Below are 14,009 nucleotides of genomic sequence, written 5' to 3' on the forward strand. Positions count from 1 at the left end.
GTTTGTTTCATCGATTGAGATTTTATTTCATATTAACAATATTTGCAGTTCCACTTCTTTGATAACCTGTTTTTTCTAAAGTAATTATTTTGTCTTGAGAATTCGTGAAAATGATAGGTGTTACAATAGATGGAGCATTCGCTTTTACATAATTTAAATCAACTTTTATCAACGCATCGCCACGTTGAATCAATTGATCTCGTTCTACTAGGACTTCAAATCCTTCACCATTTAATTTTACTGTATCTAGCCCAATATGAATTAGAATTTCAATACCTGTATCACTGACCAAACCAATTGCATGTTTAGTTGGGAAAATCATCGTTACTTTACCATCGAAAGGTGATTTTAACATATTGTCTTTTGGTATTATTCCAAAACCAGGGCCCATCATACCTGAAGCAAATGCTTGATCAGGAACTTCTGATAGCGAGATAATTTCTCCTGTTATAGGCATTTCGAAATCTTCTGTCTTAAAGGTTGCACTTGTTTCATTAGCTTTTTCTAAATCTTCAGCTGCGATTGAAACTTTTGGTGCTGGATTTCCTTTTGCCAGCCTTTTTTTCATCGCTTCAGCTAAAAATTCAACTGATGTACCAATAATAACTTGGACATTCGTTTTACTAATACGCATTGTTCCCCGTGCTCCGTATTTTTTAAGTTCTTTTTCGTTAATTTGATCTGCGTCTTTCACTGTTAAGCGAAGGCGTGTTGTACAGTAATCAACTTGTTGTATATTTTCTTTACCACCTAATCCTTCGATTGTATGATAAGCTTTTGCATCCAGTACTTCATCTTCAGTGCCATCAATTTCTGGAGATACCTCATCATCATCTTCACGACCAGGAGTTTGTAGGTTTAACTTGATAATCAGGAAGTAGAAAATAACGAAATAGATAGCAGCAAATACTAAGCCAAGAACAATTAATAATAATGGTTTTTGAGCGATACCAAAGTTCAATAAATAATCAATTAAACCTGCTGAGAAACCAAAACCATCATGGATACCTAGTGCTGCAGCAACCATTAACGAAATACCCGTTAAAACAGCATGAATAACATATAAAACGGGTGATAAGAACATAAATGTAAATTCAATTGGCTCCGTTACCCCTGTGAGGAACGCTGTTAAAGCAATTGATATAAACATACCACCTACAACTGCACGTTTTTCTTTTTTTGCTGCAAAGTACATGGCAAGACATGCTGCTGGTAAACCGAACATCATAATTGGGAAGAATCCAGCTTGGAATAATCCTGCTGTAGGATCACCTGCTAAGAAACGAGGAATGTCACCTTTTATAATTTCTCCTGCTGCATTTTTGAATTCCCCGAAGTCAAGCCATACAATTGTATTGATCACATGGTGTAAACCAACTGGGATTAATAACCGATTTAAGAAACCGTAAGCACCTACTCCTAATGCACCAGCGCCAAGCATCCAATTACCTGCTCCATCAATGACACCTTGTACCGGTCCCCATATATATGCTAGAACACCTGAAAGAATTGCCATTGTAATCGATGTTATTATTGGAACAAAACGTTTCCCACCAAAGAATGATAACCACTCAGGAAATTTAACATTGTAATATTTATTATATAAAAGTCCTGCAACTACACCTGCTATTATCCCACCGAATACCCCCATGTTTAAATCGGCATTGATTTTTTCTAATACTCCCGTTAATACTAAGTGAGCAATTGCCCCCGCAAGTGCAGCACCACCACTATTATCAAAAGCCAAACCCATTGCAATACCAATTGCGAAAATAAGTGGTAAGTTACCTAAGATTGCACCACCTGATGCATCCATTACATGAGCGATAATCTGCATGAAATCACCATGGAAGCTTCCAAGCATATCATCTGAACCTAAACGTTTGAGTAATGCTGCTGCAGGTAATATGGCAATCGGAAACATTAAGGATCTACCGATTTTTTGCAAAGATCCTAACATGAAATACACTCCCCTTTGTTTTTGAATCTATTGGTATAGTTGTCTATACCAATAATAAAGCGCTTTCATAGATTTTTAATAAGTTTTTATGTAACGCATTCAATTCCCCCTTGTATTTAACAAGAATATAAGAAACATCTATTTCTGTGTAACATCGCGATTTCATATATTCTATGTTTCTTTTCAATTCTTATTCTTTAAATTTTTTTTATAGAAAAATATAAAAATAAAACCTCTGATTCTATAAGAATCAGAGGTTATTAGTCTCTTAAAGGAACAAATCCCAATTGTGCCGTTGATTTTTTTCAAATCGCTTTGAACCCGCTCTCTTGCAGGTGGGTGTCGTATTTGAAACTTTAAAGGTCCCATGACGGGCGTGTTTGCCATTTCAAAATGCCAACTCCCAACGATACTATGTTCGGTCAAAACTGATTAAGTTTCATCGAACACATCAGGATTTGTTGTTGAGTTAATATTAACACGAATGTTCAGAAAAATCAAAAATTAATAAAAGCATTTTAAGGATAAATTTATGAAAATAAATAGACCCTTTGCCAGTTCTTGATTGGCAAAGGGTTTGTAATAGTTATCCAAAAACTCGTTCCGCTTTAAGTCTTATCCAGCTTTAGGCGGCTAGCTTTTAGTCTTCGTCAGCTAGTGTTTTTGTGCGGATGTGTAAGTCATCTAATTGAGCTGTTGCAACTGTGCTTGGAGCGTCAGTAAGCAAGCAACTAGCAGATGCTGTTTTAGGGAAAGCAATTGTATCACGTAGGTTGTCACGACCAGCTAGTAGCATAATGAAACGGTCAAGACCGAATGCTAAACCACCATGTGGCGGAACACCATATTCAAAGGCATCCATTAAGAAACCAAATTGTTCTTGTGCTTGTTCTTGAGTGAACCCTAGTACTTCGAACATTTTTTCTTGTAGGTCTTTTTCGTAAATACGAAGTGAACCACCACCAAGTTCGTAACCGTTAAGTACCATATCATAAGCTTGTGCACGAACTTCACCAGGAGCTGTGTCCATTTTTTCAAGATCTTCATCGAATGGACGAGTGAATGGATGGTGAGCTGCTGTGTAGCGACCTTCTTCTTCTGAGTATTCAAGTAATGGCCAATCAGTAATCCATAAGAACGCGAATTGAGATTCATCGATTAAGCCTAGCTCTTTACCTAATTTTTTACGAAGAGCTCCAAGAGAATCAGCAACAACAGACTTTTTATCTGCTACGAATACTAATGTATCGCCTGGCTCAGCTTTCATACGTTCTACTAATTTTTGACCGAATTCATCTTGGAAGAACTTACCGATTGGGCCTGTAAGACCTTCTTCAGTAACTTTAATCCATGCAAGACCTTTTGCACCATAACGACCAACGAATTTGGTTAATTCATCTAAGTCTTTACGAGAGTACTTATCGTTTGCACCTTTGATGTTAATACCTTTTACTTGTTTACCATCTTCAATAGTTTGAGCGAATACTTTGAAGTTACATCCAGCAACTACATCAGAAAGCTCGATTAATTCTAAGCCGAAGCGAACATCTGGTTTATCTGAACCGTAACGTGACATTGCTTCGTCATATTTCATACGTTGGAATGGACGTGGAACATCGATTCCTTTGATTTCTTTCATTACTTTTTGGATTAAACGTTCGTTAATATCAAGAATTTCCTCTTGTGTTAAGAAGCTCATTTCCATATCGATTTGAGTGAATTCTGGTTGACGGTCAGCACGTAAGTCTTCGTCACGGAAGCAACGAGCGATTTGGAAATACTTTTCAAATCCAGATACCATTAATAATTGTTTAAACAATTGTGGTGATTGTGGTAGTGCGTAGAATTCGCCTTCGTGTACACGTGATGGAACAAGATAGTCACGTGCGCCTTCTGGAGTTGACTTTGTTAAGATTGGTGTTTCAACTTCTAGGAAACCTTCATCTTGTAAAAAGTTACGAATGATTTTTGTTACGTCAGAACGTAATTTGAATGTGTTGTACATTACAGGACGACGTAAGTCTAGGTAACGGTATTTTAAACGTAAATCTTCGTTTACTTGGATACGGTCCTCAATTTGGAATGGTGGTGTTTTTGCTTTGTTGATTAACGTAACTTTATCAACGTAAACTTCGATTGCACCAGTATCTAAGTTCGGGTTGACCATTTCTGGTGTACGAGGACGTACTTCACCTTCTATTTCGATAACATATTCGCTACGGAATGTATCCGCAAGATCTAATGCTTCTTGAGAGTTTTCTGGTGTGAACACAACTTGTGTTAAACCAGTTCTGTCACGTAAATCGATGAAGATCAATCCACCGAAGTCACGACGGTATTGTACCCAACCTTTTAATACGACGCGCTCGCCAACGTTTTCAGCGCGCAATACTCCACATTCATGTGTACGTGTTGCCATGTATAATTCCTCCAATTATTGTTCTTTCTGTTTCGTTAAATAGTTTACTAAATCATGGAATGGAACCATTTCTTGATTGCCTGTTGCCATGTGTTTAACAGTTGCTTGTTGTTCAGCTATTTCTGATTCGCCAAGTACAATAACCCATGTAGCTTTTTGACGATCAGCTGATTTCATTTGTGCTTTCATTTTACGATTTGAATAATCTATTTCAGTAGAAATGCCTTTTGCACGGAAAGAACTTGCTAATTCTACAGCTTTTAGTTTAGCTTCATCATCCATAGCAACAATGTACATATCTAATTGATTTTCGGTATCCAACTCTTTTCCTTCAGCTTCTAAAGCTAATAGTAAACGTTCGATACTCATGGCAAATCCAATACCAGGTGATTCAGGGCCACCTATTTCTTCTACAAGACCGTTATAACGACCTCCACCACATAATGTTGTGATGGCACCTAATCCCTCAGCAGTACTCATAATTTCAAAAGTAGTATGGTTATAGTAATCTAAACCACGAACAAGATTTGGATCTACTTCATAAGAAATACCAAGTACATCTAAATACTTTTTCACTTGTTCGAAATAGTTTGCAGATTCTTCATTTAAGTAATCTGTTAAGGCTGGTGCTGTTGCCATTAACGGATGATCGTGATCCACTTTACAATCTAAAATACGAAGTGGATTTTTTTCAAGACGTGATTGACAGTCTGAGCAAAATTCGTGCATATGTGGTTCAAAGTGTTTCACTAAAGCTTCACGGTGTTTTGCACGAACATCATGGTCTCCAAGTGAATTAATCACTAATTTTATATCTTTAAGACCAGCTGCTTCATAAACATTCATCGCAAGTGCAATACATTCTGCGTCAATTGCTGGATCTTTACTACCAATTGCTTCTACACCAAATTGTACGAATTGGCGATAGCGCCCCGCTTGTTGTCTTTCATAGCGGAACATTGGTCCAATATAAGATAATTTAACAGGTTGATCTGGTTGACCGAACATCTTATGTTCAACGTACGAACGCACAACTGCTGCTGTACCTTCTGGACGAAGAGTAAGTGAACGATCGCCACGGTCTTTAAATGTGTACATTTCCTTTTGCACGATATCTGTTGTATCGCCTACACCACGTTGGAATAGCTCAGTGGATTCAAAAATAGGTGTGCGAATTTCTTGGTAACGATAAACTTGGCAAAGATGGCGGATAATTTCCTCAACCTTTTGCCATTTTTCTGTTTGGCCCGGTAAAATATCTTGTGTGCCTCTAGGTACTTTAAAATTCATACACAATTCTCCTTTCTATCATGAACAGCATCAACGTAAGATTTCCCGCATTTAATAAAAAAAGCTCTCGTCCCTTGCTTAACGCAAGGGACGAGAGCTATATATGCTTCCGCGGTTCCACCCTAGTTGATTTAGCTTTTACTTACTAAATCCTCTCAAATCGGATAACGGCCGATTCCGTTTTCCCCTACTAGATTACTCGTTCGAAGAAAAACCTCACAAGTGTTTTTCACTAATCGGTACAATAGAAAAGATTTCAGCCACGTCTTTTCCTCTCTTAAAAGTACTGCTTGATTGTTACTTTCTTGGTCATAGGTATTTAATAATCATACAGATTACTTCATATCATATCATTTCCAAGAAATATGTCAACTATTTAAAAAAACCTATAGTTTTTTATGTCTTTTCAATTTACAATGGAAGAAAGGAGGGAAATCATGAATACAAAAAGACTATATATAGCGACTATTGTCTCAATTTGTCTAGTATTAGTCATTTCTATGTTCGCAGTAATTCCAAAAGCAAATGCAGCTACGACAAATTTGAAGGTAACAGCAAATGCACTAAATATTAGAAGTATGCCTAACGCTAGTTCAAAAGTTCTTTTATCAGTTAAGAAGAATACGACAGTAACAAAGCTCTCAAAAAGTGGTAACTGGTATCAAGTGAAGTATAAAAATGTGAAAGGCTGGGCATCAGCTAAATATTTAAAGACGGTTACACCTACCGTTTCAACCGCTTCTCTAACTTCGAAAATCGTTACTTCTAAAATGGACAACTTGAATATTCGTCAAACAAACTCCGCTACTTCTAAGTCTCTTGGAAAATTAAGCAAAGGAAAGACAGCTACATATATTCAACAAAAGAATGGCTGGGTTAAAATTAAAACAGCAAGCATTACTGGTTGGGTAAATGCCACTTATGTGACGATTTCAAACGAAAAAACAACAACATCAAAACCTAAAATTACGAAAGCCAAAGAAAATTTATACTTTATCGTCAATGCAAACTCATTATCTGTACGTTCAGAACCTTCATCAAGTTCTAAAAAATTAGATTACGTATATAAAAATGAATCTTTGCTAATCTCACGTACAGCAAGTAATGGTTGGGTAGAAGTTACATATCAAACAGGGAAAAAAGGATGGGTATCTGGCAAATACGGTACTCAAAAAGTTAAAGAGCCCACAACTAGTTCCATCACTGTAGTAGTGCCAGAAAAAACAACTTACTATTATGTAACAGAACCTACCGGATTAACAATACGTGACAATTATAGTGCAAGTGCTGAATCACTTGGACAAGACGTACCATTTGAATCAAAAGTTCAAATTTTAAAACAAGCAAGTAATGGTTGGATTTATGTAAATTATAATGATGTTGAAGGCTGGATTAATGGTAGTACATACTACGGGTTTGCTTCAACAGCTAATATCTCATTTACAGCAAGTGCCCCTTCCAAAACCCAATACTTTGTTATGCAATCTAGTACTTTAAATGTTCGATCATTACCTACAACTGATGCGCCATCCCTTGGCAAAGTATCAAAAGGAAATTTCTTTAAAGTATTACGTGTTTCAAATAACAATTGGGTAGAAGTTCAGTATACTTCAAAACAAAAAGGCTGGATTTCAGCTAATACAACTAGCAGCAAAATTACTACCAAAAAACCTACAACAACAGTATCGGATAGTGTAAAAGGATCCTTAGCCGGTATTAAAATTGTCATTGACCCTGGTCACGGAAGACAAGATAATGGTGCATCAGGTAATGGCGTAGTAGAAAAAACATTGAACTTAAAAGCTGCAAAAGCAATTCAAACTGCAATTGAAAATGTTGACGGCACTGTGTACATGACACGTACAACTGATACTCAATTTTTAACACTAGATGAGCGTGCTGGTTATGCGAAGCAAAAAGGTGCGAATGCCTTTATCAGTGTGCATCATAATTCAGGTCCCTCTTCTGCTACTGGCTATGAAAGTTATTATTCAACTTCTAATAGAGTAAGTAGCGCAAAATTCGCAGAAGCAATTCATGAAGGAATAAAGGATGCTATTGAAGAAGAATATCCAAGCTACAGTGACCGTAAATTAAAGAAAGTGGATTACTATGTTGTAAGATATAATTCTGTAGTATCCGTACTATTAGAACTTGGATTCGTTTCCAATTCTTCTGATGCTAAATTAGTAAATAGTGATCATTATCGTGAAACAGTTGCTGAAGGCGTTGTAAACGGACTTCTTGCATACTATGGTCGTGACTAAATACTCAAAATTGAGCAATCATATCATTTGATATGATTGCTTTTTTGTAAATAAAGGAGAAGTGAATGCACCGAAGCTCCTGTACCTGACACTATCGCTTTTGGTACAAATAAGATTAGCTGGATTAATTAAGTTGGAGCCAAAACTCGTGATTGTTTTTATTTACAGCAAAAAGCCCCTAATCATTCTTTAATAATGATCAGGGGTTTTTTCGTACTTATTTTGATTCAATTAATATTGTAACTGGTCCGTCATTGATTAATTTTACATCCATCATAGCACCGAATACTCCTGTTTCAACATGTAAGCCCAGTGCGCAAAGTGTACTGTTGAAGTATTCCCATAATGGTAAGGCGTCTTCTGGACGAGCCGCATTGGTAAAGCTTGGACGATTACCCTTTCTGGTATCAGCATACAAAGTAAATTGCGATACTGATAAAATGTCCCCTCCATGCTCTTTAATAGAGTGATTCATCTTACCTACTTCATCTTCCCAAATACGCATTTTTGCAATCTTTTTTGCAATATAGTCTGCATCATCTTTTGTATCACCATGTGTTATTCCGACTAGTAACACATAGCCTTTGGCAATCTTCCCAGTCACCTTACCATCTACAGTGACAGATGCTTCTTTACTTCGTTGTAAGACTACTCTCATGCTTAATCTCCTATCTTAGTGCATAACACGTTGTACTGAATAGATATCAGGAATTTGTTTAACCCGCTCTACCACTTTATATAAATGATGAATATGGCGTATTTTTAATGTCAGATTGATCGTAGCGATTTTATCTCGATCTGTGCGAGCACTTATTCCACTAATCGATGTTTTTGTTTCCGTTACAACTTGTATTACTTCGTTTAACATTCCTACACGGTCAAAGCCTGAGATTTCGATATCGACGTCAAATAATTTTTGTTCCTGTTCTAAATTTTGACCCCAATCAACATCGATTAATCGTTCATGATCTTCTGATGTTTGGATATTTGGACAATCAGCACGATGAACAGATACACCTCGACCTTTCGTAATAAAGCCAACGATTTCATCGCCTGGTACAGGATTACAGCAACGAGATAAACGGATTAGTAGATTTTCTAATCCTTTAACAACAACACCTGTTTCAGTTACTTTTTGTTTTGTAGGTGTTTTCATCTCTTTCGTAATTTTTTCTATCACTTCTTCTTGAGAACGTTGTTTTCTGACACGTTCTGCAAGACGATTCACGACTTGCAATGCTGTCATACCGTTAAATCCAACAGCTGCTACTAAGTCATCCTCATTCGCATAATTTAATTTTTCACATACTCGTTTAAAGTTTTCAGGCGTTAAAATTTCTTTTGGATCATAGCCTTGTTCAATGATTTCTTTTTCAATCATTTCACGGCCTTTGTTCACATTGTCTTCACGTAATTGCTTTTTAAAGAATTGCTTAATCTTATGCTTTGCTTGTGAAGATTGTGCAATATTCAACCAATCTCGACTCGGGCCAAATGATTGTTTGGATGTCATGATTTCTATAATATCGCCAGTTTTTAAAGGGGTGTCTAACGGTACCATTTTGCCATTTACTTTTGCACCGATTGTTTTGTTCCCAATTTCTGAGTGGACTCGATATGCAAAGTCAATTGGTACAGAACCAGCTGGTAACTCGATAACATCACCTTTAGGAGAAAATACATAAACCATGTCAGAGAATAAATCGAATTTCAATGATTCCATGAATTCTTCCGCATTGGATGATTCGTTCTGGAATTCTAATATTTCGCGGAACCATGTTAATTTATTGTCAATATTTGATTTGTTATTTTCAACATTCTTGCCTTCTTTATATGCCCAGTGAGCAGCAACCCCGAACTCTGCAATTTTATGCATTTCTTTGGTACGGATTTGCACTTCTAGCGGATCCCCATAAGGTCCGATTACAGTTGTATGAAGTGATTGATAAAGATTTTGCTTTGGCATTGCAATATAGTCTTTGAAGCGACCTGGCATTGGTTTCCAAAGTGTATGCACAATACCAAGTACTGCGTAGCAATCTTTAATACTATCTACTATTACGCGAACAGCTAGCAGGTCGTAGATTTCATTAAATTGCTTATTTTGTAAAACCATCTTGCGATAAATACTATAAATATGCTTTGGACGACCAGATAAATCCGCATTAATATGGATATCATCAAGTTGAAGGTGAACCTCTTCCATTACTGATTTTAAATAATCTTCACGTTCTACACGTTTTCGTTTCATTAAGTTCACAATACGATAATATTGCTGTGGATTTAGATATCGTAACGCAGTATCTTCTAACTCCCATTTAATAGCTGACATTCCTAGTCGGTGTGCCAACGGAGCAAAGATTTCAAGTGTTTCTTTTGAGATACGACGTTGTTTTTCAACAGGCAAATGTTTAAGCGTTCTCATATTATGTAATCTATCTGCTAATTTGATGAGAATGACACGGATATCCTGTGCCATCGCTACGAACATTTTGCGATGATTTTCAGCCTGTTGTTCAGCTTTTGATTTATATTTAATCTTACCAAGCTTTGTTACACCATCTACAAGCATTGCAACTTCTTCACTAAATTGTTCTACAAGGTCTTCACGTGTGACAGAAGTATCTTCTACTACATCATGTAAGAAACCTGCTGCTACTGTTTCTGGATCCATTTGTAGATCAGCTAAAATACCAGCTACTTGTACAGGATGTAAGATATATGGCTCTCCTGAACTTCTGAACTGTTCTTTATGCGAGTCTTTTGCTAGTTCATATGCTTTTTTTACAAATGCGACGTGTTCGTCATTCATATATGATGTAAGAATTGCGAATACTTCTTCTGCTGTCATCACTTGATCTTTCGCCATGTTAGCCCACCCTATTTCATAATTTTCCCGATTAGGTATAACTTTAATTGTATAAAAAAAATAGCCTATTTGTAAAGGCTATTTCCTCGAAAAATTCGACAATTCGACAAATTACGTCTCTCTTCGCGTGCCAGCCCCTCGAGGTCGAATACTCTATACCCTACGAGGAAAAAAGCCCATCTTCGTGTATAGAACATTCACTTATCGGGGGAAACAAGCGCATTAAGCTTTAAAATGATGCAAACCCTCAAAGCTGATGCTATGAGGGCTTCCATCATTAGTCCAATAAAACAGACTAGTATTGCATTAAAGTGAAGATATCATAGCCTTCTATTTTATCACGGCCATGTAATTCTTCGAGCTCGATTAAGAAGGCACAGCCTACTACTTCTCCGCCCAGTTGTTCAATTAAACGAATTGCAGCATCAACAGTACCACCAGTAGCTAGTAAGTCATCTACGATTAAAACTTTTTGCCCTGGTTTCACTGCATCTTTGTGCATTGTTAATGTATCTTTACCATATTCGAGACCGTAGTCAGCAGTAATTACTTCACGTGGTAATTTACCGGGTTTACGTACTGGTGCAAAACCAATTTCAAGCGCATAAGCTACTGGGCATCCTGTGATAAAACCGCGAGCCTCTGGTCCTACGATTAATTCAGCACCAACTTTTTTAGCGTATTCAACGATTTGGTCTGTTGCATATTTATAGGCTTTACCATTATCCATAATTGTTGTGATATCTTTGAAAGAAATGCCTTCTTTAGGCCAGTTTTCTACGATTGTCACATATTGTTTTAAATCCATTATTATTGTTCCTCCTCAGAAACTGTATGACCATTTAAACGGAGGTCAAACCAATCTCTTAAATCCTTATATGGCGCATACAATAGGGTTTGTTCTAAATCCATTTGTTGCGAGCGTTCTTGATAGATTTTAGCGCTTGTTAAATCTTTTTTAGGCGGATCATCTACAATTTTCGCGAGTCCATTTTCTATTGTAACAAATCCAAGTTCAAAAAACACCTGTGTCATGAAAATAAGCATATCGCGGCTCCAGCCTTTATGTTTTGCTAAATCAGTTAAATGCTGGCGCAAGTGAAAAATCTGTCTTTTTCTCAAAAATGAATAATACCACACAAACTGCTCTCGTGTAGGCATACCATCGAAATAGTGAGAATCTGGCATATAAAAATGTGCATATATTCGAGTTGGTTTTACGCATTTTAATAGCGATTCTAGTATTTGAACATTCTTTGGCAAATCTAATAATACGACATATGGACGACAATTTTCATTTGAAATATTTTCCGAAAACTCGTGGATTTCTTTCGGAATTAGAGATTCATAGTAGCTAATTGTTGCTTCTCTAAAGGCTAAAAAAGTAACTTCCTCAAGAGGAATGGTTTGTAACCAACGTGCTACTTGACGAATACCTCTTAAGTCAAACAGTTGCCATTCATCCGTTTTGACATCTTGTAGCATGAGTTGCGGCTTTTTACGACCATTCCATTCATTGATTTGAAGATCTCCAGCAAAGGACACCTTGATACCATATGTTAATTCATCTACTAAATAGCCTTTATGAAAACCTACTGCATCTAATTCTTGATTATTTGAACCTATTTGTAGCTTAATATGATCCTCATTTGCTCCAATTTTGCGCATTGATTGAACAGAGGCGTCTTCAATAGCATACATGGGTTTTGCAAAACTAGTACCAAACGGAGCTAATGTACGAACATCTTCGATTGCTTCGATATCAATTTCATCCATAGTAAGTGGAATATCAACTTCTAAAACAGGAATTAAATCTTCTTCTGTTAAACTCTCTCTGGCTTGTTTATCCAAGCGATATCGCAATTCATCGACATCTTCCATTGCAAGTGTCATCCCCGCAGCCATTGGATGTCCCCCGAATGCTGGCAAAATCTCTTTGTTTTTTGAAAGTTCCTTGTACATGTGAAAACCTTCAATACTACGAGCAGATCCTTTTGCAGTACCCTTTTCTACATCTATCGAAAGGATAATTGTTGGGCGGTAGTATTTTTCTACAAGTCTCGATGCTACAATTCCAACTACGCCTGGGTTCCAACCCTCTTCTGCAATGACTAATACTTGTGAATTGCCAATTTCCTCATCATTTTCAACCATAGCGATGGCTTGTTCAGTTATGTCTGTTACGATGGCTTGGCGTTCTTTATTCTGTTCATTTAAGTAATTCGCCATTGATATTGCTTCGTTTGTATCTTGAGCCATTAAGAAGTCAACACCTGGTGCTGCATCACCAAGTCTTCCTAGAGCATTTAGTCTTGGCGCAAAGCCAAAGCCAATTGTTTCTTCATTTATTTCTTGTTGGTTTGTTCCAGATACTTTACATAATGCTTTAACGGCAGGTCTTGTGGAAAGTTGTAATGCTTCAATTCCTGCTTTTACAAGATAACGATTTTCGTCTAGTAGTGGTACTAAATCAGCAATCGTACCTATTGCAACGATTTCCACTAGATGTTTAGGAAATTCACCATATAATGCATGTGCTACTTTAAAGGCAACTCCAACGCCCGCTAATTCGCCAAATGGATAATGCCCTTCTGGGTGTCTCGGATGAATAATAACATCTGCAGGAGGTAATATTTCACCTGGTTCATGGTGATCTGTAATGATAACGTCCATTCCTAAATCTTTAGCAACCTGAACTTCATGATTACCAGCAATACCGTTATCGACTGTAATAATGAGTCGGAAACCTTCATCATGTGCCTGTCTAAAAAGTCGTTCGCTTGGACCATAGCCATCTGTAAAACGATTAGGAATCATATGAGATACATCTGCACCAATGTCTTGTAAAACGGTTTTCATGACTGTCGTGCTAGTAATACCATCGGCGTCGTAATCACCATATACTAGTATTTTTTCTTTATCTTGAATTGCTTTATTTATTCGTTCAACAGCTTCCTGCATGCCATGCAGTTCAAATGGATCATGGATGGCATTTTCGTCAATCGTTAAAAAATCACGAGCAGCCTCAACTGTATTGAAACCACGTGCTACTAAAATTTTAGCTGTAATTGATGAAGTTTTAAGTCCATCTTGTAGTTCTTTAACAAGCTGTTCATCTGGGCGATTAATACGCCATCTTTTTTCAGTCGCTGTCATTATGTCACTTCCTCATGAGTTTCATTATACAAAATATATGCGTTACTT

The 14,009-nt window shown here is 37.0% G+C and carries 8 protein-coding genes, 1 other RNA gene and 1 other annotated feature; of the genes, 1 reads left to right on the top strand and 8 read right to left on the bottom strand.

Annotated features, from left to right (window positions below; translation table 11 throughout):
* Positions 1-22: 22 nt before the first annotated feature.
* From nagE to hisS, 4 genes are all read right to left on the bottom strand, one after another.
* Positions 23-1,960 carry an N-acetylglucosamine-specific PTS transporter subunit IIBC gene (gene nagE / locus Q8X41_RS06445; protein WP_397539430.1) on the bottom strand — a complete coding sequence of 646 codons (1,938 nt, stop codon included), beginning with the start codon at positions 1,958-1,960 and terminating at the stop codon, positions 23-25.
* A 276-nt stretch (positions 1,961-2,236) separates the two neighbouring features.
* Positions 2,237-2,421: non-coding RNA, 6S RNA (ssrS, locus tag Q8X41_RS06450), on the bottom strand.
* 179 nt (positions 2,422-2,600) lie between these two features.
* A complete protein-coding gene (gene aspS, locus Q8X41_RS06455) occupies positions 2,601-4,379 on the bottom strand; it encodes an aspartate--tRNA ligase (RefSeq protein ID WP_397539431.1) in 1,779 nt (592 codons plus the stop codon).
* Between the two features lie 15 nt (positions 4,380-4,394).
* On the bottom strand, positions 4,395-5,669 hold the full coding sequence (gene hisS, locus Q8X41_RS06460; protein ID WP_397539432.1) for a histidine--tRNA ligase: 1,275 nt from the start codon (positions 5,667-5,669) through the stop codon (positions 4,395-4,397).
* A gap of 83 nt (positions 5,670-5,752) precedes the next feature.
* Positions 5,753-5,991 (bottom strand) — a binding site (T-box leader).
* A 115-nt stretch (positions 5,992-6,106) separates the two neighbouring features.
* Here hisS and Q8X41_RS06465 point away from each other — a divergent pair.
* Positions 6,107-7,936 carry an SH3 domain-containing protein gene (locus tag Q8X41_RS06465; protein WP_397539433.1) on the top strand — a complete coding sequence of 610 codons (1,830 nt, stop codon included), beginning with the start codon at positions 6,107-6,109 and terminating at the stop codon, positions 7,934-7,936.
* 217 nt (positions 7,937-8,153) lie between these two features.
* Here Q8X41_RS06465 and dtd read toward each other — a convergent pair whose 3' ends face one another.
* The 4 genes from dtd to recJ all read right to left on the bottom strand — a co-directional run bounded on the left by dtd (position 8,154) and on the right by recJ (position 13,961).
* Positions 8,154-8,594, bottom strand: a complete 441-nt coding sequence (dtd, locus tag Q8X41_RS06470) for a D-aminoacyl-tRNA deacylase (RefSeq protein WP_397539434.1) — start codon at positions 8,592-8,594, stop codon at positions 8,154-8,156.
* Positions 8,595-8,609: 15 nt separating this feature from the next.
* Positions 8,610-10,805 carry a RelA/SpoT family protein gene (locus Q8X41_RS06475; RefSeq protein WP_397539435.1) on the bottom strand — a complete coding sequence of 732 codons (2,196 nt, stop codon included), beginning with the start codon at positions 10,803-10,805 and terminating at the stop codon, positions 8,610-8,612.
* Between the two features lie 295 nt (positions 10,806-11,100).
* On the bottom strand, positions 11,101-11,613 hold the full coding sequence (locus Q8X41_RS06480; RefSeq protein WP_397539436.1) for an adenine phosphoribosyltransferase: 513 nt from the start codon (positions 11,611-11,613) through the stop codon (positions 11,101-11,103).
* Between the two features lie 2 nt (positions 11,614-11,615).
* Positions 11,616-13,961 carry a single-stranded-DNA-specific exonuclease RecJ gene (gene recJ, locus Q8X41_RS06485; RefSeq protein WP_397539437.1) on the bottom strand — a complete coding sequence of 782 codons (2,346 nt, stop codon included), beginning with the start codon at positions 13,959-13,961 and terminating at the stop codon, positions 11,616-11,618.
* Positions 13,962-14,009: the final 48 nt, after the last annotated feature.

Source organism: Rummeliibacillus pycnus (genome assembly GCF_044359855.1).
GTDB lineage: Bacteria > Bacillota > Bacilli > Bacillales_A > Planococcaceae > Rummeliibacillus > Rummeliibacillus pycnus_A.

Coding starts and splice junctions, on each gene's coding strand:
- Q8X41_RS06480 (WP_397539436.1), bottom strand. CDS start 11,613: ATGGATTTAAAACAATATGTGACAATCGTAGAAAACTGGCCTAAAGAA.
- nagE (WP_397539430.1), bottom strand. CDS start 1,960: ATGTTAGGATCTTTGCAAAAAATCGGTAGATCCTTAATGTTTCCGATT.
- Q8X41_RS06475 (WP_397539435.1), bottom strand. CDS start 10,805: ATGGCGAAAGATCAAGTGATGACAGCAGAAGAAGTATTCGCAATTCTT.
- Q8X41_RS06465 (WP_397539433.1), top strand. CDS start 6,107: ATGAATACAAAAAGACTATATATAGCGACTATTGTCTCAATTTGTCTA.
- aspS (WP_397539431.1), bottom strand. CDS start 4,379: ATGGCAACACGTACACATGAATGTGGAGTATTGCGCGCTGAAAACGTT.
- recJ (WP_397539437.1), bottom strand. CDS start 13,961: ATGACAGCGACTGAAAAAAGATGGCGTATTAATCGCCCAGATGAACAG.
- dtd (WP_397539434.1), bottom strand. CDS start 8,594: ATGAGAGTAGTCTTACAACGAAGTAAAGAAGCATCTGTCACTGTAGAT.
- hisS (WP_397539432.1), bottom strand. CDS start 5,669: ATGAATTTTAAAGTACCTAGAGGCACACAAGATATTTTACCGGGCCAA.